Origin of the sequence: Mesorhizobium sp. ISC15, assembly GCF_037162615.1 — a bacterium.
GTDB classification, from domain to species: domain Bacteria; phylum Pseudomonadota; class Alphaproteobacteria; order Rhizobiales; family Rhizobiaceae; genus Mesorhizobium; species Mesorhizobium mediterraneum.
In genome coordinates this window covers 3,713,280-3,731,080 of sequence record NZ_JAVSPX010000001.1, presented here as the reverse complement: position 1 = coordinate 3,731,080, position 17,801 = coordinate 3,713,280, and the positions used below count along the sequence as shown (strand labels likewise).

General features: G+C 62.7%; 14 protein-coding genes and 1 tRNA gene. 7 read left to right on the top strand and 8 right to left on the bottom strand.

Features of this window, described 5'->3' with window-relative positions:
- Window positions 1-6 precede the first annotated feature (6 nt).
- Together aspS and RPG13_RS17865 are read right to left on the bottom strand one after the other, a co-directional pair.
- Window positions 7-1,797: an aspartate--tRNA ligase gene (aspS, locus tag RPG13_RS17870; RefSeq protein WP_167391070.1), complete on the bottom strand. Its 1,791-nt coding sequence runs from the start codon at window positions 1,795-1,797 to the stop codon at window positions 7-9.
- A 198-nt stretch (window positions 1,798-1,995) separates the two neighbouring features.
- Entirely contained in the window at window positions 1,996-2,790 is a 795-nt protein-coding gene (locus RPG13_RS17865; RefSeq protein ID WP_337125656.1) for a GNAT family N-acetyltransferase, read from the bottom strand.
- A 247-nt stretch (window positions 2,791-3,037) separates the two neighbouring features.
- Here RPG13_RS17865 and RPG13_RS17860 point away from each other — a divergent pair, with 247 nt between their 5' ends.
- The 3 genes from RPG13_RS17860 (at window position 3,038) to rnd (ending at window position 6,204) form a co-directional block, all read left to right on the top strand.
- On the top strand, window positions 3,038-3,544 hold the full coding sequence (locus tag RPG13_RS17860; RefSeq protein WP_095485730.1) for a DUF3280 domain-containing protein: 507 nt from the start codon (window positions 3,038-3,040) through the stop codon (window positions 3,542-3,544).
- A gap of 166 nt (window positions 3,545-3,710) precedes the next feature.
- Window positions 3,711-4,955, top strand: coding sequence for an MFS transporter (locus RPG13_RS17855; protein ID WP_337125655.1), 1,245 nt, complete (start codon window positions 3,711-3,713; stop codon window positions 4,953-4,955).
- Window positions 4,956-5,052: 97 nt separating this feature from the next.
- Window positions 5,053-6,204, top strand: a complete 1,152-nt coding sequence (rnd, locus tag RPG13_RS17850; RefSeq protein WP_095485728.1) for a ribonuclease D — start codon at window positions 5,053-5,055, stop codon at window positions 6,202-6,204.
- A 24-nt stretch (window positions 6,205-6,228) separates the two neighbouring features.
- Here the strand turns inward: rnd and RPG13_RS17845 are convergent, their stop codons facing one another.
- Window positions 6,229-6,768 (bottom strand): hypothetical protein, encoded by a 540-nt coding sequence (locus tag RPG13_RS17845; protein ID WP_164897609.1) that lies wholly within the window; start codon window positions 6,766-6,768, stop codon window positions 6,229-6,231.
- Window positions 6,769-6,793: 25 nt separating this feature from the next.
- The gene (guaB, locus tag RPG13_RS17840; RefSeq protein WP_095485726.1) at window positions 6,794-8,296 is read right to left on the bottom strand and encodes an IMP dehydrogenase; all 1,503 of its coding nucleotides are present in this window, start codon (window positions 8,294-8,296) and stop codon (window positions 6,794-6,796) included.
- Window positions 8,297-8,705: 409 nt separating this feature from the next.
- Here guaB and RPG13_RS17835 point away from each other — a divergent pair, with 409 nt between their 5' ends.
- A complete protein-coding gene (locus RPG13_RS17835) occupies window positions 8,706-10,124 on the top strand; it encodes an MFS transporter (RefSeq protein ID WP_337125654.1) in 1,419 nt (472 codons plus the stop codon).
- Window positions 10,125-10,318: 194 nt separating this feature from the next.
- On the opposite strand, the gene RPG13_RS17830 is transcribed toward RPG13_RS17835, so the two are convergent.
- The gene (locus tag RPG13_RS17830; RefSeq protein WP_128244389.1) at window positions 10,319-11,014 is read right to left on the bottom strand and encodes an RlmE family RNA methyltransferase; all 696 of its coding nucleotides are present in this window, start codon (window positions 11,012-11,014) and stop codon (window positions 10,319-10,321) included.
- A gap of 306 nt (window positions 11,015-11,320) precedes the next feature.
- A complete protein-coding gene (locus RPG13_RS17825) occupies window positions 11,321-12,700 on the bottom strand; it encodes a Ppx/GppA phosphatase family protein (RefSeq protein WP_337125653.1) in 1,380 nt (459 codons plus the stop codon).
- A 392-nt stretch (window positions 12,701-13,092) separates the two neighbouring features.
- Between RPG13_RS17825 and RPG13_RS17820 the strand changes: the two genes are divergently transcribed.
- The 3 genes from RPG13_RS17820 (at window position 13,093) to RPG13_RS17810 (ending at window position 15,948) form a co-directional block, all read left to right on the top strand.
- On the top strand, window positions 13,093-14,079 hold the full coding sequence (locus RPG13_RS17820) for an IS5 family transposase (protein ID WP_126103272.1): 987 nt from the start codon (window positions 13,093-13,095) through the stop codon (window positions 14,077-14,079).
- 314 nt (window positions 14,080-14,393) lie between these two features.
- Window positions 14,394-15,326, top strand: a complete 933-nt coding sequence (locus RPG13_RS17815; RefSeq protein ID WP_337125652.1) for a lysylphosphatidylglycerol synthase domain-containing protein — start codon at window positions 14,394-14,396, stop codon at window positions 15,324-15,326.
- Window positions 15,327-15,874: 548 nt separating this feature from the next.
- Window positions 15,875-15,948: transfer RNA gene (locus RPG13_RS17810), tRNA-Gln, on the top strand.
- A 186-nt stretch (window positions 15,949-16,134) separates the two neighbouring features.
- On the opposite strand, the gene RPG13_RS17805 is transcribed toward RPG13_RS17810, so the two are convergent.
- Together RPG13_RS17805 and RPG13_RS17800 are read right to left on the bottom strand one after the other, a co-directional pair.
- Complete coding sequence (locus RPG13_RS17805; protein ID WP_337125651.1) at window positions 16,135-16,404, bottom strand: hypothetical protein; 270 nt, start codon at window positions 16,402-16,404, stop codon at window positions 16,135-16,137.
- Window positions 16,405-17,641: 1,237 nt separating this feature from the next.
- Window positions 17,642-17,791: an HK97 family phage prohead protease gene (locus RPG13_RS17800; RefSeq protein ID WP_164897610.1), complete on the bottom strand. Its 150-nt coding sequence runs from the start codon at window positions 17,789-17,791 to the stop codon at window positions 17,642-17,644.
- Window positions 17,792-17,801: the final 10 nt, after the last annotated feature.

The window sequence follows — 17,801 nt, the reverse complement described above, 5'->3', positions numbered from 1 at the left end:
AGGTTCTTAAACCTCTTTCTTGGTCACCGCGACGCGCAGCGACAATTCGCGAAGCTGCTGCGGGCTGGCTTCCGCCGGCGCGCTCATCAACAGGTCATAGGCCTGCTGGTTCATCGGGAACATGGTCACTTCGCGCAGGTTCTTGGCGCCGACCAGCAGCATGACGACGCGATCGATGCCGGCCGCCATGCCGCCATGCGGCGGCGCGCCATACTGGAAGGCGCGATAGAGGCCGCCGAAGCGCTCCTCAACCGTCTCGCGATCCAGCCCGACAGTCTCGAACGCCTTGACCATGGTTTCCGGCAAATGGTTGCGGATGCCGCCGGAGGCGATCTCGAAACCATTGCAGACCATGTCATACTGGAACGCCTTGATGCCGAGCAGATCCTCGCCGTTGAGCGCATCGATGCCGCCTTGCGGCATGGAAAACGGATTGTGGGCGAAATCGATCTTTTTCTCGTCTTCGTTCCATTCGAAGAAGGGAAAGTCGACGATCCAGCACAATTCGAAACGGTCGCGGTCGACAAGGTTCAGCTCCTCGCCGGCGCGGGTGCGTGCGGCGCCCGCGAACGAGACGAACTTTTTGGGGTCGCCTGCGACGAAGAAGGCAGCGTCGCCATCGGCAAGGCCGAGTTGCTGGCGGATCGCCTCGGTGCGCCCCTCGCCGATGTTCTTGGCGAGCGGACCGGCGCCCTCGAGCTTTTCACCTTCCTTGCGCCAGAAGATGTAGCCGAGGCCCGGCTGGCCCTCGCCCTGCGCCCAGGAATTCATGCGGTCGCAGAAGGCGCGCGAGCCGCCGGTCTTGGCCGGAATGGCCCAGACTTCGGCCTTCGGGTCGTTGGCGAGGATGTTGGCGAATACCTTGAAACCGGAATCGCGGAAATGATCGGAGACGGCCTGCATCTCGATCGGGTTGCGCAGGTCCGGCTTGTCGGTGCCGTATTTGCGCATGGCGACGTCATAGGCGATGCGCGGAAATTCCTGCGTCACCGGCTTGCCGGCGGCAAAGGCCTCGAACACGCCGCGCATCACCGGCTCCATGGTCGCCAGGATATCGTCCTGCTCGACGAAGCTCATTTCCAGGTCGAGCTGGTAGAACTCGCCCGGCAGGCGGTCGGCGCGCGGGTCCTCGTCGCGGAAGCAGGGCGCGATCTGGAAGTAACGGTCGAAGCCCGACACCATGATCAATTGCTTGTATATCTGCGGCGCCTGCGGCAGCGCGTAGAAAGTGCCGGGATGGATGCGCGACGGCACCAGGAAGTCGCGCGCCCCTTCGGGCGATGAAGCGGTCAGGATCGGTGTCGAGAATTCGGTGAAGCCGACCTCGCCCATGCGCTTGCGCATCTCGGCAATGATTTTCGTGCGCGCCACGATGTTCTTGTGCAGCGTGTCGCGACGCAGGTCGAGGAAGCGGTATTTGAGGCGGATGTCCTCGGGATAGTCCGGCTCGCCGAACACCGGCAGCGGCAATTCCTTGGCCGCCGACAGCACTTCGATCTCGCGCGCGAAAACCTCGATCTCGCCGGTCGGCAAATTGGCGTTGGCGGTCTCTGCCAGACGCGCCTTGACCTCGCCGTCGACGCGGACGACCCATTCGCCGCGCACGGTCTCGGCAATCTTGAAGGCCGGCGAATCCGGATCGGCGACGATCTGGGTCAGGCCATAGTGGTCGCGCAAATCGATGAAGAGGAGGCCGCCATGGTCGCGAACGCGATGCACCCAACCCGACAGGCGAACGGAAGAGCCGACGTCGCTCTTCCTCAACTGGGCACAGGTATGGCTGCGGTAACGATGCATTGTCATTGGTAAGTCCGGATGTTGATTGCGGCCAAGGCATGATGGCCTGGCCCGAAAATTTGCGCGAAAAGCACATGAGAGGCCGCCTTTGTCAAGGCAGACGGCGCTAGGGCAGCATCTCAGGTTGGACTTCGGCTCTCGCCCTACGCGATCATCGCTCGGAATAAGCTGCGATCCAACATCGACCGCCCATGGCGGTCAGCGGGTGAAGCGCGCACTATCGCCAGGCGTAGCAACCCCACACACAACAGGGGGATCGCGACGAAGCCCGCATGATTCCACCATTCGCCGGGACGGTACGTTCGAGGCTGATACGAGCTCATAGATGTGCGTCGCATGCAGATCGCGAAACACACTGACGATCATGCGAGCGTTGATGTGGTTGCCGAGCCCTCGGCCCCTCTGCGATTGCGCGACCGCAACCAGTCCACCCCACGCATATCGGTGATAGGTGCTGTAGGAATTGTGAGCCAAGTAGCCATGCGCGGTTGCCGCGACGGTACCCGTCTTGTCGCCCACCACTACTGTCGTCGCCGGTCCCACCGTTCCGGCCAGCAGCGACCCCGAAAATGGCACTACGCCCGACGCCGCCATGAACGCCTGGATGCGAGCCGTATACTCATCATCCGGCTCGGTCGGCTTGTCTTGATCGAGAAGTCCGTCGGGCAGTCCCTGATCGATAATTGCCTCAGACGCCGCCAGGGCACTTGCCTGGTCGGCCAAGAAAACGTCCCAGGTATCGAAGCGGAAGCCCCCCTTGGCCAATCTCGACTTGAGCTCATCCGCCTTGCTTGCTGGTATCATACGAAAGCCGCAGATGCCGTCGCGATTGAGGATCTTGTCGATCAGCTCCCACCCGAACCGGTCGGGATCATCGCACCCCATAGTGCGCCCGGTCTGGCACGCGCCGGGGGTCACATTGATGAAGTCGACACTCGCCTCAGCCTGAGCTTGCAGGCGTTGCTGAACCTCTGTGCCGAAATAGCCTGACATGGGAAGCCCCCTGTGACGTGCCCGATGGAGTATAGCAAGCACGATAGAATACAGCCAAGCTGGTTCCCGCTGGAACCAGCCCGGCTCCTTCAGGGTATGGCGCGGCGCGCAGGAGATTTTCGGCATCGCCCGTTCCGAAGCGGACTACGCGCCGCGGCTGACGGAAGGCGACTGCTATCTTCTGCTTTGATCGTGATTAGGGTGATCAAGCCGTGTACAATGGCCGTCCATTGATGTGAGGACTACCATGCGCATTCGCACATTGACTGTCCTGATGACACTGCTTGTCGGCACTTGCACATTTGCGCACGCTCAGCAGACAAAGCCGATGTCAATCGAGGTGTTTCCTTTCGAATTGGAGGACAAGAGCGCTGGGGCAGGAATAATCCCCCCGGATGAACACGATAGGCGCTATCTGTCCGAGTCGGCACAAATGGCGAAGGACATGCTCTCCAAGTCTGGGCGTTTTACAGTCGTTGATGTGCCAGCGAGGGATGAGCAGGCGGGTGCGCCGCACGGCTTACGCAACTGCGGGGGCTGTGAAGGCAAAATTGCCAAAGAGCACGGCGCGTCTCTTGCCTTGCTCGGCGTCGTGACGCGCGTCAACCGAACAGAGCATACTATGTTCATTCGCATCCTCGACGCTGAAACCGGGAAAGCTGTTTTGCAAGGCTTTACCGATCTTCGCATGGGTCCGAACTACGCGTGGCCCCGCTCCGTGAGATGGCTGATGACAAACAGAATCCTGCGGTAGGCGGACAGCCACCCCAGTGCGCCGTCGGGAGTGCGAAAGACCGCTCCCAAAGCCAAAATTCTAGTTGAGATACTGATTGCCGGTGCTGGCCCGCTAATCGCCGGGAATTGCCGCTGGCATTGGCGCAGGCGATGGTTCAAGAAGGATCAACGACAGGCCTTCCTTCATGTCCTCCATGCGCCCGCTGATCCCACTCCTTATTGCCGCCGGCATCCTGCTCGGCGGCAATGGACTGCAGAGCACCTTGATCGCGTTGCGCGGCGCGCAGGAGGGGTTTTCGGCCTCGACCATCGGCCTGATGGGCACGTTCTATTTCGCCGGCTTCCTGCTCGGCTGCCTCGCCGTAACCCACATCATGAAGGCCGTCGGCCATGTGCGCGCCTTCTCCGCGCTGGCGGCGATCGCTTCGGCGGGGACATTGCTTTTGGTGCTGGTCGTCGATCCGGTTATGTGGTGCGCAGTGCGCTTTGCCGGCGGGTTCTGCTTCGCCGGCCTGTTCACTATCATGGAAGCCTGGCTCAATTCCGGGGTCGCCAATAGGGACCGCGCTCGGGTGCTGGCCATCTACCGGATGGTCGACATCGGTTCGGTGACAGGCGCACAGTTCCTGATCCCGATCTTCGGCGCCGGCGGTTTTGCAATCTTCGCCATCATGTCGATCATGATCACGCTCTCGCTGGTGCCGGTGTCGCTCGGCGACCGCTCCAACCCGACCCCGCCGGAAGACGTCAGGCTCGACCTGGCCCGCGTCTGGCGGATTTCGCCGCTCGGCTGCTTCGGCTGCATCGCCGTCGGCGTCACCAACAGCGCCTTCCGCACATTGTCGCCGGTCTACGCCGAACAGATCGGCATGTCGGTCACCGACGTCGTCACCTTCGTCAGCGTCGGCATCTTCGGCGGCGCCATCATCCAGTATCCGCTCGGCTATCTGTCCGACCGCTGGGACCGGCGTTCCGTGCTGCTGATGACGACCTGCTGCGCGATGCTCGTATCGCTGGCGCTGGTGTTCTGGGCGCACAGCGACCCGTTCCTCAACTTCGTGATCGTCTTCATCTTCGGCTGCTTCGCCATGCCGCTCTACTCGCTATCGGCGGCGCACTCCAACGACCGTGCCGACAAGGGCGAGTTCGTGCTGATCAACGCGGCACTGATGCTGTTCTATTCCTTCGGCGCCATTGGCGGGCCGTTCGCCGCCTCGACGGCGATGCAGAATTTCGGGCCAAGCGCGCTGTTCGTGTTCACCGCCGTCGTCTACGCCATCTTCGTCGTCGTCATCCTGTACCGGATGCAGGTGCGATCCGGCGTGCCGGCCGGCCATCGCAGCCGTTTCATCGGCCTTTTGCGCACATCGACGGTCTTCGCCCGGCTGGCCAAGCGCAACGATGATTCCGATGGGCCTGGGAAGCAATGATGACGGCCCATATGTCTTGAACCCGGGGCTGCGGCTTGACGAAAGCCCGCGCGGCTGAAATTGAAGGAGACCTTACCCTTTTGCCAAAAGCGATTTGATGCACGTCATTACCACCCAAGAAGAACTCGAGACCGCTGTTGCCGCGTTCGAAAAGTCGGATTTCGTCACCGTCGACACCGAATTCATTCGCGAGACGACCTTTTGGCCGATCCTCTGCCTGATCCAGATGGCGGCGCCCGGCGTGACGGCGCTGATCGATCCGCTGTCACCCGACATCGACCTGAAGCCGTTCTTCAGGCTGATGGCCAACGAGGCCGTCGTCAAAGTCTTCCATGCGGCGCGCCAGGACATCGAAATCATCGTTCATCTCGGCGATCTGGTCCCGCATCCGGTGTTCGACACCCAGGTGGCGGCGATGGTTTGCGGCTTCGGCGACAGCGTCTCCTATGACCAGCTCGTCCAGAAGATAACCGGCGCCCGGCTCGACAAGTCCTCACGTTTCACCGACTGGCGCCACCGGCCGCTTTCCGAGAAGCAGCTCGACTACGCGCTTGCCGACGTCACCCATCTGATCGAGGTCTACCAGCACCTCAGCGCCGAGCTGGTGCGCGAGAACCGCGCCCATTGGCTGAACGAGGAGATGGAAGTTCTTACCGCGCGCGAGACCTACGATCCGCACCCGGAGGACGCCTGGAAACGGCTGAAGATGCGGCTGCGCAAGCCGCAGGAGCTGGCGATCGTGCAAGCGGTGGCCGCATGGCGCGAGCGCGAGGCGCGCGAACGCGACGTGCCGCGCGGCCGGGTGCTCAAGGACGACGCCATCTACGAGGTGGCGCAGCAGGCGCCGCGCGATGCGGCAGCACTCGCCAAGCTGCGCACCACGCCGAAAGGCTGGGAACGCTCGGTGACGGCAACGGCGCTGCTTGGCGCGGTCAACACCGCGCTTGCCTTGCCCAGGGAAGACATGCCGAAGCTGCCGAAGAGTTTTCAGCCGCCCGAAGGCTCCAATGCCGCCGCGGAACTGCTGAAAGTGCTGTTGCGGATCGTCGCTGAAAAGGAGGGCGTCGCTTCGAAGGTGCTGGCCTCCAGCGACGACATCGACCGCATCGCCGCCGAGGGCGAGGCCGCCGACGTGCCGGCCTTGCAAGGCTGGCGGCGCGCCGTGTTCGGCGAGGCCGCGCTCAAACTGGTGCGCGGCGAGATCGCGATCAAGTTCGACAAGCGCAAGATCGCGCTGTTCGATTTGTAGTCTTGAGCCTGTCCGGCCCTAAGCTCAGCGCTGTTTCTGACCGGCCAGATGAAAAACCGCGATGACGATCACCGGCATCGCCAAAAGCGCGAATTTGGTGACGATCAGCGCCGAGGCGAAGGACAGCGAATCCGGATTGGCCGACAGGAAATCTGAGAGCAGGCGGGCCACCGCGAAGTTCTGCGCATAATCGGCAAGCGTGTAGGGCAGCACCAGGACAAGCGCGAACAGCGACTGGAGCTGCGCGGACAGCGCCCGGAAATTCTTCAGCCGCCGCCCCGTGGCCAGGATCAGGCTGACCAGCGTCAGCGACAGCAGCGCCGGGAACAAGAGGTCGAAGGTCAGATAATGCCAGACCAGGATGATCTCGCTGCCGCGCCGGCCGAGCGCCGTCAGCCAGGCCATGCCTTCATCCGGGGTGAAACCGGTCCAGCGCAAATCGAGCGACGGCAGGCCACCGCTCAACTGGCGGAAATACAGGAACTCCATCGCCGTCATGGCGACGAAAACCGCCACGCAGACGAAACAGAGTGCGGCGGCGTGGCGGGACAGCCGCAGCATCATTGCCGTCAGGCTTCGCGCAAGCTGGTCAGGCTCCGCCGGGATAATTCGGGCTTTCGCGGGTAATCGTGACGTCATGGGCGTGGCTTTCACGAAGTCCGGCGTTGGATATGCGTACAAAGGTGGCGCGGTCGCGGAAATCGGCAAGGTCGCGCCCGCCGACATAACCCATAGCGGCTTTCAGGCCGCCCGCAAGCTGGTGCAGCACGCCGGACACAGGTCCTTTGTAGGGCACCTGCCCTTCGATGCCTTCCGGCACCAGTTTCAGCGTGTCACGCACCTCGGCCTGGAAATAGCGGTCGGCTGAGCCGCGGGCCATGGCGCCGACCGAGCCCATGCCGCGATAGGCTTTGAACGAGCGGCCCTGGTGCAGGTAGACCTCGCCTGGGCTCTCGTCGGTGCCGGCCAGCAGCGAGCCGATCATGGCGGCACTGGCGCCGGCGGCGAGCGCCTTGGCGAGATCGCCGGAATATTTGATGCCGCCATCGGCAATGACCGAGACGCCCGATTTCTGCGCCGTCTCGACCGCCGACATGATCGCCGAAAGCTGCGGCACGCCGACGCCGGCGACGATGCGGGTGGTGCAGATGGAACCCGGCCCGATGCCGACCTTGACGGCGTCGGCGCCGGCATCGATCAGCGCCAGCGTGCCTTCTGCGGTGGCGACGTTGCCGGCCAGGATGCGGACCGAATTGGACAGCTTCTTGGCCCGCGTCACCGCATCCAGGACACGTTGCGAGTGGCCATGCGCGGTATCGATCACCAGAAGGTCGACGCCGGCATCGATGAGGCGCTCGGCGCGCTCAAAACCGTCATCGCCGACGCTGGTGGCGGCCGCCGCGCGCAAGCGTCCTTGCACGTCCTTGGTGGCGTGCGGATTGAGCTGCGACTTCTCGATGTCCTTGACGGTGATCAGCCCGACGCAATTGCCGTCGCTGTCGACCACGACCAGCTTCTCGATGCGGTGCTGGTGCAGGAGCCGCTTGGCTTCGTCCTGATCGACGTTCTCCTTGACCGTGATCAGGTTCTCACGGGTCATCAATTCGTAAACTTTCTGGGCCGGATCGGAGGCGAAGCGCACGTCGCGGTTGGTCAGGATGCCGACCAGCCGTCCGACCGTATGCCCGCCAGCGCCGCCATTCTCGACCACGGGAATGCCCGAGATGCTGTAGGTGCGCATCAGGCCCAGCGCATCGGCGAGCGTCGCCTCGGGGCCGATGGTGACGGGGTTCACGACCATGCCGGATTCGAATTTCTTCACTTGCCGCACCTGCTCGGCCTGCTCGGCCGGCGAGAAATTGCGGTGGATGACGCCGATGCCGCCGGCCTGGGCCATGGCGATGGCAAGGCGCGCCTCGGTGACGGTATCCATGGCGGCGGAAAGGATCGGCACGTTCAGGTCGATGTCGCCGGCGATGCGGGTGCGGATATCGGTCTCGCCGGGCATGACTTCGGAATGACCCGGCTGAAGCAGCACGTCGTCAAAGGTCAGCGCCAACGCGCCCGTGGACGTTTCGATAATTTTTGCCATGGCCAGCCCTCGGAATGCATGAAAAGCGCTGGACCGGATGGACAGCGCCGACTCGTCTTCTTCCCTTTCAGGATTGGCGCTGGCTCGTAACACGTCCCGTCGCCGATGAAAAGCCGATTGCTTGTGCACGTATGCGGGCTCGTGACCCTTGCTTTGTGACGGCAACTATGCTAGGAATTTATTCATGGTGCTGATTTGCGCCAGCGACCCGCCGCCGAGGCGGGTTTTTTGTTTCGGCGCCATTCTCCGCAGGGCTCCGGACTGGCACCGCTGCCCTGGTCGCACAAATGTGACGGCAAAGTAAGGCGACAGCCGACCTATGCCGTGGTAACCGCCCTGCCTGCCCACTCCTTTGCCCCCGAGGGACCGGCAAGCAATCGGCGGTGAACATTCAATCCGGACGCGTTCCATGAACCGCACCATTCCGCTTATCCTGGCGGTCGCTCTTTTCATGGAAAACATGGATTCGACCGTGATCGCGACGTCGCTGCCGGCGATCGCCGTCGACCTGCAGACCAGTCCGGTCGCGCTCAAGCTGGCGCTGACCGCCTATCTTGTCTCTCTGGCGGTCTTTATTCCGATCAGCGGCTGGATGGCCGACCGCTTCGGCGCCAAGAACGTGTTTCGCGCGGCAATCGCCGTGTTCATCGTCGGTTCGATCGCTTGCGCCGTATCCAATTCGCTGCCGGCTTTCGTGGTTTCGCGCTTCCTGCAAGGCATTGGCGGCGCCATGATGACGCCGGTGGGACGCCTTGTGCTGGTGCGCGCCACGCCGAAAAGCGAGCTCGTCGCCGAGATGTCCTGGCTGAGCATTCCCGCGTTGGTCGGGCCGCTCGTCGGGCCGCCGGTCGGCGGTTTCATCACCACCTATTTCACCTGGCACTGGATATTCCTGATCAATGTGCCTATCGGGCTGATCGGCATCTGGCTCGCCACCCGCTTCCTGCCGAAAACCGAATCGGCGCAGACGCCGCCGCTCGATTTCGTCGGCTTCGTGCTGAGCGGGCTGGCGGCATCGGGCATCGTGTTCGGCCTGTCGGTGGTCAGCCTGCCCGCCTTGCCGCCGATTGCCGGCTTTCTCACGGTGGCGGTCGGGCTGGTAGCAGCGGTGCTTTACCTCCTGCATGCGCGCCGCGCCAAGAACCCGCTGCTGGCGCTCGATCTGTTCCGCAACCAAGTGTTCCGCTCCTCGGTTCTCGGCGGCGGACTGTTCCGCATCGGCATAGGCGCCGTGCCTTTTCTTTTGCCGCTGATGTTCCAGATCGGCTTCGGGCTGACGCCGTTCCAATCGGGAATGATCACCTTCGTGGCGGCGATCGGCGCCATCGGCATGAAATTTGTCACGGCACTGATCTTCAGGGTCGCCGGGTTCCGCCGTGTGCTGATCTTCGGCTCGCTGATCGCGGCGGCGTCGATTGCCATCAACGGCTTGCTCACGCCGGAGACGCCCTATCTGCTGATCCTCGCCGCCCTGCTCGTCGGCGGCTTCATCCGCTCGATGTTCTTCACCGGCATCAACGCGCTCGCCTATGCCGAGATTTCGACCGCCGACACCAGCAGGGCAACGCCGATCGCCGCGGTGTTCCAGCAACTGTCGATCGCGCTTGGCGTGGCGCTGGCCGGCGGCATCCTGGAAGTGTCGACGACAATCCATGGCGGGCCGCTGACGCTAAGCGACTTCCACATCGCGTTCTTCATCGTCGCCGCCGTGTCGGCGGCTGCATCGCTGTCATTCATGCGGCTGGCGCCGGACGCCGGCAACGCGGTGTCGGGATATGGCGGGCTGACAGCGCCGAAGGCGCTGGAGGTGGGCCCACCGGGGAGTTGAGAACTCCTTCCCTTCTCCCCTTGTGGGAGAAGGTGGATCGGCGCGCAGCGCCGAGACGGTTGAGGGGTGCTGGACGGAATGCGGCGTTGGCGATTTTGCCGATGTATACGAGAGTTTGCGCCAAGCTGGAACACCCCTCATCCGACCTCGCTTCGCGAGGCCACCTTCTCCCACAAGGGGAGAAGGAAAAGCCCCTATCCCTTAAAATCCTTCGCCAGCAGATAAAGCTCCACGGATTCATCCCGCGAGGCCGGCGGCTTGACGTGATGGACCGAGCGGAAATTCTGCTTGAGCCTGGCGAGCAATTCGTTCTCGGCGCCGCCCTGAAAAGTCTTGGCGAGAAAATGACCGCCCGGCTTGAGCACCGACAGCGCGAAATCGGCAGCCACTTCGCACAGATACATGGTGCGGATGTGATCGGTCCGGCGATGGCCGGTGGTCGGCGCCGCCATATCGGACAAAACGATGTCCGGTCGGCCGCCCAGCGTTTCGGCGAGCTTTTCCGGCGCCTGGGGGTCGAGAAAATCCATTAACAGCACCGGCGCGCCGGGCACCGCATCCATTTCGAGATAGTCGATGCCGACGACATGCGGGTGTTCGGCCGTCGATTTCGTGCGCGCGGCGGCGACCTGGCACCAGCCGCCGGGTGCCGCGCCAAGGTCGATGACCTTCATGCCGGGCTTGAGCAGATGGTGCTTGTCGTCGATCTCGATCAGCTTGTAGGCCGCACGCGAGCGGTAGCCGTCGGCCTTGGAGCGTTGGACATAGGGATCGTTGATGTGACGCTGCAGCCAGCGGCGTGACGATTCCTTCAGCCCGCTTTTCTTCTTGATCCGCGTTTTCAGCACGCGAATGCTGGCAGAGCCTGGTTTTTCCGGTTTCTTGGTCATTGCTTGATTTCTTGTTTGAGTTTTCTCGCTCGCCGAGTTGCGGCCGTTTTTCGGCGGCTGCGCGTTTCGTGAACGGCTTCCCCCACTCCGTCGCTGCTTCGCAGCGCCACCTCTCCCCCCTCCGGAGGGAGAGGAAGGGCGCCAGCCTGCATAAGCTCGCGCCCTTCCTCTACCCCGTCGATCGGGGGAGAGGTGTCGAGCGAAGCTCGACGGAGTGGGGGTCGACTGTTCACCTAAGCAATGCTTCCGCTTGGGTCCGAGAAAACCGGTTGCCACTTTTCGCTGACGCGGTCCTTCGGTTCGGGATCATGCTCTGCCACGTCCACTGTTGCGCCAGACACCGTCGTCGGCCATCAATTCGCTCAATATGCCTTCACGCAGGCCGCGGTCGGCAACGCGCAGCCTTTCCGACGGCCATACCGCGCGGATCGCTTCCAGGATGGCGCAGCCGGCCAGCACCAGATCGGCGCGATCGGCGCCGATGCAGGGGTTGGCGACGCGCTGCTGAAAGTCCCAGCCGACCAGTTTTTCGACCATGCGGTCGACGCTGTCGCGGTCCATCCACAGCCCGTCGACCCGGCGGCGGTCGTAGCGGTCCAGGTCGAGGTGGACGCCGGCCAGCGTCGTCACCGTGCCCGAGGTGCCGAGCAGATGGAATTTCGGGCTGGCGAGCACATGGCTCAGCCGGTCGCGTCCGTCAAAGGCGTGCAAGCGCACAGCCACATCCTCGACCATGGCGGCAAAGATCTCGCGGGTGACGGTGCGGCCGCCGAAGCGCTCGGCCAGCGAAACCACGCCGACCGGCAGCGACGTCCACGAGACGATATGGTTGGCGAGCCTCGGCGAGCGGTGGCCGGTGAGATCGATCAGCGCGATTTCCGAGGAGCCGCCGCCGATGTCGAACAGGACGACGCCTTGCGTGTCGCGGTCGACCAGCGAACCGCAGCCCGAAACCGCCAGCCGCGCCTCGGTCTGGCGGTCGATGATCTCGAGCTTCAAACCCGCCTCGCGCTCGACTCGGTCGAGGAATTCGGCGCCGTTCGCGGCCGTGCGGCAGGCTTCGGTGGCGATCAGCCGGGCCTTCCTGATCTTGCGGCTGCGCAATTTGTCGCCGCAGATCTTCAGCGCCTCGACCGCGCGGTCCATCGCCGGCTGGCCGAGCCGACCATTGGCGGTGAGGCCCTCGCCCAGCCGGACGATGCGCGAGAAAGCGTCGATGACGCGGAACTGGCCATGCCGCGTCGGCACCGCCACCAGCAGCCGGCAATTGTTGGTGCCGAGGTCAAGTGCGGCAAACACCGGCAGTTCCTGCACCGGCGGGCGGCGAATGTCCTGCTCCGGCCTGCTCGGCGCAGCCGAGGGCGAAGGCACGACGATCGCCTCGGGCGGACGGCTGGCTGGAGCGCCGGTGGCGGCGGGCGCCGACAGTCCGGCCGCTGCGAGCTGAGCGTCATCGCGCACAAAAACCTTGCGGCCGCGCCGGCGTTTGCGTCGCTTCCTGGTCTTGGCCTTGTGCTGGCCATTCTGATGCTGGGGCGCGTCGCCTGCCTGTCCATGACCGGACCAAGGCTGCACCGGGCGGCCATTGTGCCGGCCGGCGGATGGGCTTGCCTGGCCTGATGGCGGCGGCGTAGCCCTGGACACGCCCACTTCCGGCGCGCCAGCGCCGGTGTCGTGGTCTTCCACTTCAGTTCCTTCCGGCGCCGCGCGAACCGGAGACCGGACGCAGCAGGCGCTGTCATGTGTTCTAAGTTGCCGCCAGACTAGCAGCGCCGGCCCGGATCACCAAGAGCGCAGGGGGCGAATTTTGGGGTGGCATGAAATGCGGCGACGTTGGTGACCCCTTCTCCCCTTGTGGGAGAAGGTGGCCGAGCCCACGGGTCTTGCCTCCGGCAAGCCCGAGGACAGGCTCCTCGGTCGGATGAGGGGTGTTCCAGCTTGGCATCAGCGCCGAGTTTCTTGCAACACCCCTCTTCCGTCTCGGGGCTACGCGCCGATCCACCTTCTCCCACAAGGAGACCTTTGCACAGAAGCCGAACGGTGATTCTGTGGTGAAGGTTGGAGCAGGGAGATTCGGGATGGCGGATCGTGTTTTGGGTCAGTTGAGTCTGGCGGACGGTCTGGCGGCGTCGGATGAGACGATTTTCGACCTAGTATCGAAGGAACTGGACTGGGCGCCGATCCGAACATTGCTGGGTCAGCGCAGCGGTCCTGGCTCGGGCAACACCAGCTATCCGGCGGAACCGCTGGTGCGCTGTCTTTTGCTGGGCATGTGGCATGGGCTGAGCGATCCGGCGCTTGAGGCGCAGATCCGGGACCGATTGTCGTTCCGCCGCTTTGCCGGTTTCAGCCTTTCGGACCGCACGCCCGACCATTCGACACTGTGGCGCTTCCGCGAGGAGCTGACGCGTGAGCGACTGATCGACAAGGTCTTTGAGGAGATCAACCGTCAGCTGGAGGAGAAGGGCCTGATCGTCAAGCGCGGCACCTTGGTCGATGCCACGTTCCTGCAGGCTCGTGGCCGTCCGCCCAAGCAGCCGAAAAAGGGCCACCAAGGTCCGGTCAAGCCGTCGGCCGACAAGGATGCGCGTTGGGGCAAGAAGGGCAAGAAGAGCACCTTCGGCTACAAGATGCACATCGGCGTCGACCAGGAGCACACCTTGATCCGGCGTGTCGAGGCGAGCGACGCCTCGGTCACCGACACCGAGCCGGCCGACCAGTTGATCTGCGGCGACGAGAAGGCGGCCTATGGCGATCAAGCCTATTACACCCACGCCCGCCATGCCCGGCTCGCCGCCGCCAACATTAAGGACCGGCTGATGCGGCGGCCCAACAAGCATCACCCCGAGTTGCCGCCGCGCCACAAGCTGCGCAACCGGCTGATCGCCAAGGTGCGGGCGGCAGTGGAGCGGCCTTTCGCCGTGTTCAAGGAGCGTTACGGCATGCGACGCCTGCGCTTCTTCAACCTCGCCACCAACCGCACGCAGTGCATACTGGCCGCCTGCGCTTACAATCTGCGCACCATGATTGGCGTCCTCTATCCACCCGATGAGAGGCGGACATGAGGGAGGAGTGCGTCCACAATCCGGCAGGATGGCTGCCTAAACCGACAAAGGCCCCGCAAGGGCCGCGGAAAACCGCTCTGCCGGCCTTCAAAAAGGCCCTCACTGACCACCGAAATCCACTTCGCTCCCCGTGCAAAGCCCTCACAAGGGGAGAAGGGAAGAAGAGGCCGCCGCAGCGCGCCTTGCCGGTTGAATAGCCGGCTTCGATAAGGCATTTCTGAAATGGCGGGGATGGAACATTCGGAATCGCGGACAGTTTTCCCGACGCGAACCGAAAAAGGGGCAACGGGGCTGCAACGCATGATCGTCACGTCATGAATTGGAGGCGCTATTTCTGGCCGGTCGTCGGCATTGCGGCGGTCGTCTTCTCGCTGTGGCTGCTGCTGCACGAGCTGCGCGGCATTTCGCTCGACGATGTCTGGGACGGCATCGTCGCCATCCCGGCCCGCGGCTGGGTGCTCGCCGCGCTGAGCTCGGTCATCGCCTATGCGTCGCTGGCCGGCTACGACCACATCGCGCTCCTGCATATCGGCAAGAAGGTTTCTTGGCTGTTCGTCACCCTGTGCTCCTTCACCACCTACGCGCTGTCGCACAATATCGGCGGCTCGGTATTTTCAGGCGCCGTGATCCGCTACCGCGCCTACGGCACAAGGGGCCTGACCGGAAAGGATGTCGGCGTCCTGGTGGCGATCTGCTGGATCACCTTCGTGCTGTCGACGATCCTCGTTTCCGGCCTCGTGCTGGTCTTCGAGCCGGAGATCATCGACCGGTTCTCCGGCGCGCCGCACCATGGCCTGACGATTGCCGCGGGCGTCGCCATGTTGCTGCTGGTGGCGGCCTACATCTTCGGCAGCTGGCTACATCTCAGGCCACTGAAGATCGGCAGCTTCCAGGTTCATTATCCGGCCCTGCCGATCGTCGCGCGGCAATTGCTGATCGGCCCGATCGAGCTTCTGGCAGCGGCGGCGATCATCTTCTTCGCCCTGCCCGTATCAGGCAATCCCGGCTATTTCGTCGTGCTCGGCGTCTTCCTGGTGTCGTTCTCGATCGCGCAGATCTCGCATGCGCCGGGCGGGCTCGGCGTGTTCGAGGTGGTCTTCCTCGCCGGCCTGTCGCACATGGACCCGGTCGGCGTGCTGGCCGCACTCCTGGTGTTTCGGCTGTTCTACCTGATCATCCCGCTGGTGATCGCGCTCAGCGTGGTGCTGTACTTCGAGCATTCGCAGCTCGGGCGGGGTGGGAAGTGAGATGCCGGGCAATCGTTTCAGACGGTGATGCGCGAAGAATGGGGAAGAGGGCCGCAACGCTGAGTGAGGCGCGGCCCCCTGCTGTTCAACGCCGCGACGCCCAGAGGTAACGGCATGGATCCTAGGGTCTCCGCAACGTCGCTTCGCTCCTGCTCCGCCCTAGGATGACGAAGGCGTGTTGGCTTACGGCTAGTCGCAAATGTTGAAAATTAGCACCGGTCGCAAACCAAGCTGACGCTAATGGCAAATCTCCAACCTTGGAGATTGGCCGAAACTACACTCCTTTCGTCATCCTAGGGCGAAGCAGGAGCGAAGCGACGTCGCGCAGACCCTAGGATCCATGCCGTTACAGTGGCCGAAGAACGCAGCGATGCAGTGGCTTCACTGTCTCGTCGAGGAATGTGTAAGGGTAAGGGACGCATCAAAAACCTGACGCGATTGCCCCAAATGAAGCATGGCACAGGCTTGACTATTTTCCGGCGGCGGCTACAAGGCACGCGCGGCGCCATCGCCGCCCTGCCCGCGCGGTTTTCTTCAACCGCGCCTGCTGGGGAATAGGTTAACGGTAGACCCACGGACTCTGACTCCGTTAGTCCTGGTTCGAATCCAGGTTCCCCAGCCAAACAAAATCAAGCACTTAGCTGCCTAAATCGCCAAAAACCATGTTGCTAGCGCTGGAATTGGCAGCAACATAAGCCATTGATTTGTAAGGCTTGGTAATGAGCGGAGGCTGCGAATAGCAACATGGCGACATGAAAAACTCCCGTCGGAGCGGGGTTTTGTCGTTTGCCGGTGCTTCGCCCACCAGCTAGGCCGCAAGTTCGGCGGCCCATTTCGGTGTTAACAAGCAAACCGCCCAAGCCGCGTCATCGATCGGCTTGAGGCTACCCAATATCATCCTGTCTCTATTCGGATCCACGGTTGCGAATGAGCGCACGCCGTAAACATCTCCTAGCTTTCCGGCTTTCGCTCGAGACAGCACCAGCGACGGCATGGGCTGGTCGCGGTGTGTGATCCATGCCCCTAGTTCGAATTGCCAGTCGGCGTCGATGCCGGCAGCGTTTACGTGGAAGTTCATTTGCAAGTCTCCAGGTTGCGGCTCTCACAAAGCCAAGCCGGAAGTGGCACCGGCAGCCGGTGGTGTGAGACGACCTGGAAATCGCCGGCAAGCTTTTAGGTCTCGACCTTGGACATAGCTATGCCACCCCGGCCAAGGTCTGGTCCGCCGCCGCGTCGACCCATGTGACCCTTCCCTCGCCAGAAAGCATGGCGGAGAATCGAAGCTGACGCAAGAGCAATATCTTGTAAGATATTGAAATCATAAGGCATTTTCGCCTTAAAAGTCTAGTCGTGATATGCGAAACCGCCTACTTGCTGATTGTGCTTGTAATTTCGAGGCGGGCCGGGCGTGAGGCTGAAGGGCTAGCGCGGGTCTCCTCACCGAACGTCGACCATTGCCGCCGCGTACTTCGTTCGCATGTTTCGATTACATTAGATTTAGCTAAAATATTAAACAGCCAGTCGAGCGCGCGCCCCGAAGACTCGCTGGTCAGGCCCAGCGCCCTCACCCCCTAACCAAGCCGCTGGGCCGCCCCAGAGCGAAGCGTGCTGTCGCTGTACATTAGCGACCTTCGGAACTGCCTGGCGCTATGCCGCGTTAATCTTCTGAATCGGGAGATAGCTGTGCAAAAAAAGACTATCGAACGAACAGAGCCGACTATGCGATTGCCGCGAAGCATGGCCGCGCGACCGCTGAGGGTGATGAGCTGCCGGCGAGAAAAAAGAAGTCCCTGTTGGCAAGGGATCGGCGATCTGAAAAGTTGACTGAAAATCCGTCGGAAAGCGCGCCAGAACCGAAAGCCAGAACGCGCGGTTAGATTTTTTGAAAGCGGCGCCGACCGCATTCACTTCCCTACTCGTCATGACGAACAGTGTTCGTTCGAATGATGCTATTCCGTTGCCTTGAGCGCAAGTTTTTGGTCAGCCAGCACAGCGCCTCCTCTTAAGCTCGCTGGTGGTCAAGGCCCGCGATGAAACGGCCAATCAAATACTATCTTAAGCGCCACGTGCGCTACGATCCGGACCTGCTGCCCCGCACGGGGCACAGGTACAAGCCAGCCAAACCGGCCCACGATGCCGTATGGCCCAATGTCATCTCGGCAATTGCTATTGCCGGTTTCGTCCTCGCGTTCATCTGGAGCTAAGACGATGCGATCAATGGACACCACGCACACGCTGATCTAGCTCCATCTTCATGCGCACCTTCGTTGCAGCATTGCTACGGCGAAAGGCCGCAAGGCTGCGCTGGTCGCTTGTTAGGCTGGGAAGCCGGTAAGCGCTACCTCCAACAGATCGATGCCGGTCAGCGTTCTAAGCGGCAGCCCTGAGGTTTCTGTCCAATCCTCGGCCCTGGCCATGAATCCAAACGACATGCCGGTTGGCGTCTCGACGTCGAACCAGCCCAAGGGCCGTCTG

Bases quoted from the DNA above. Each gene is read 5' to 3' on its own strand.
- aspS (WP_167391070.1), bottom strand. From the start codon at position 1,797: ATGCATCGTTACCGCAGCCATACCTGTGCCCAGTTGAGGAAGAGCGAC.
- RPG13_RS17865 (WP_337125656.1), bottom strand. From the start codon at position 2,790: ATGTCAGGCTATTTCGGCACAGAGGTTCAGCAACGCCTGCAAGCTCAG.
- RPG13_RS17860 (WP_095485730.1), top strand. From the start codon at position 3,038: ATGCGCATTCGCACATTGACTGTCCTGATGACACTGCTTGTCGGCACT.
- RPG13_RS17855 (WP_337125655.1), top strand. From the start codon at position 3,711: ATGTCCTCCATGCGCCCGCTGATCCCACTCCTTATTGCCGCCGGCATC.
- rnd (WP_095485728.1), top strand. From the start codon at position 5,053: ATGCACGTCATTACCACCCAAGAAGAACTCGAGACCGCTGTTGCCGCG.
- RPG13_RS17845 (WP_164897609.1), bottom strand. From the start codon at position 6,768: ATGATGCTGCGGCTGTCCCGCCACGCCGCCGCACTCTGTTTCGTCTGC.
- guaB (WP_095485726.1), bottom strand. From the start codon at position 8,296: ATGGCAAAAATTATCGAAACGTCCACGGGCGCGTTGGCGCTGACCTTT.
- RPG13_RS17835 (WP_337125654.1), top strand. From the start codon at position 8,706: ATGAACCGCACCATTCCGCTTATCCTGGCGGTCGCTCTTTTCATGGAA.
- RPG13_RS17830 (WP_128244389.1), bottom strand. From the start codon at position 11,014: ATGACCAAGAAACCGGAAAAACCAGGCTCTGCCAGCATTCGCGTGCTG.
- RPG13_RS17820 (WP_126103272.1), top strand. From the start codon at position 13,093: ATGGCGGATCGTGTTTTGGGTCAGTTGAGTCTGGCGGACGGTCTGGCG.
- RPG13_RS17815 (WP_337125652.1), top strand. From the start codon at position 14,394: ATGAATTGGAGGCGCTATTTCTGGCCGGTCGTCGGCATTGCGGCGGTC.
- RPG13_RS17805 (WP_337125651.1), bottom strand. From the start codon at position 16,404: ATGAACTTCCACGTAAACGCTGCCGGCATCGACGCCGACTGGCAATTC.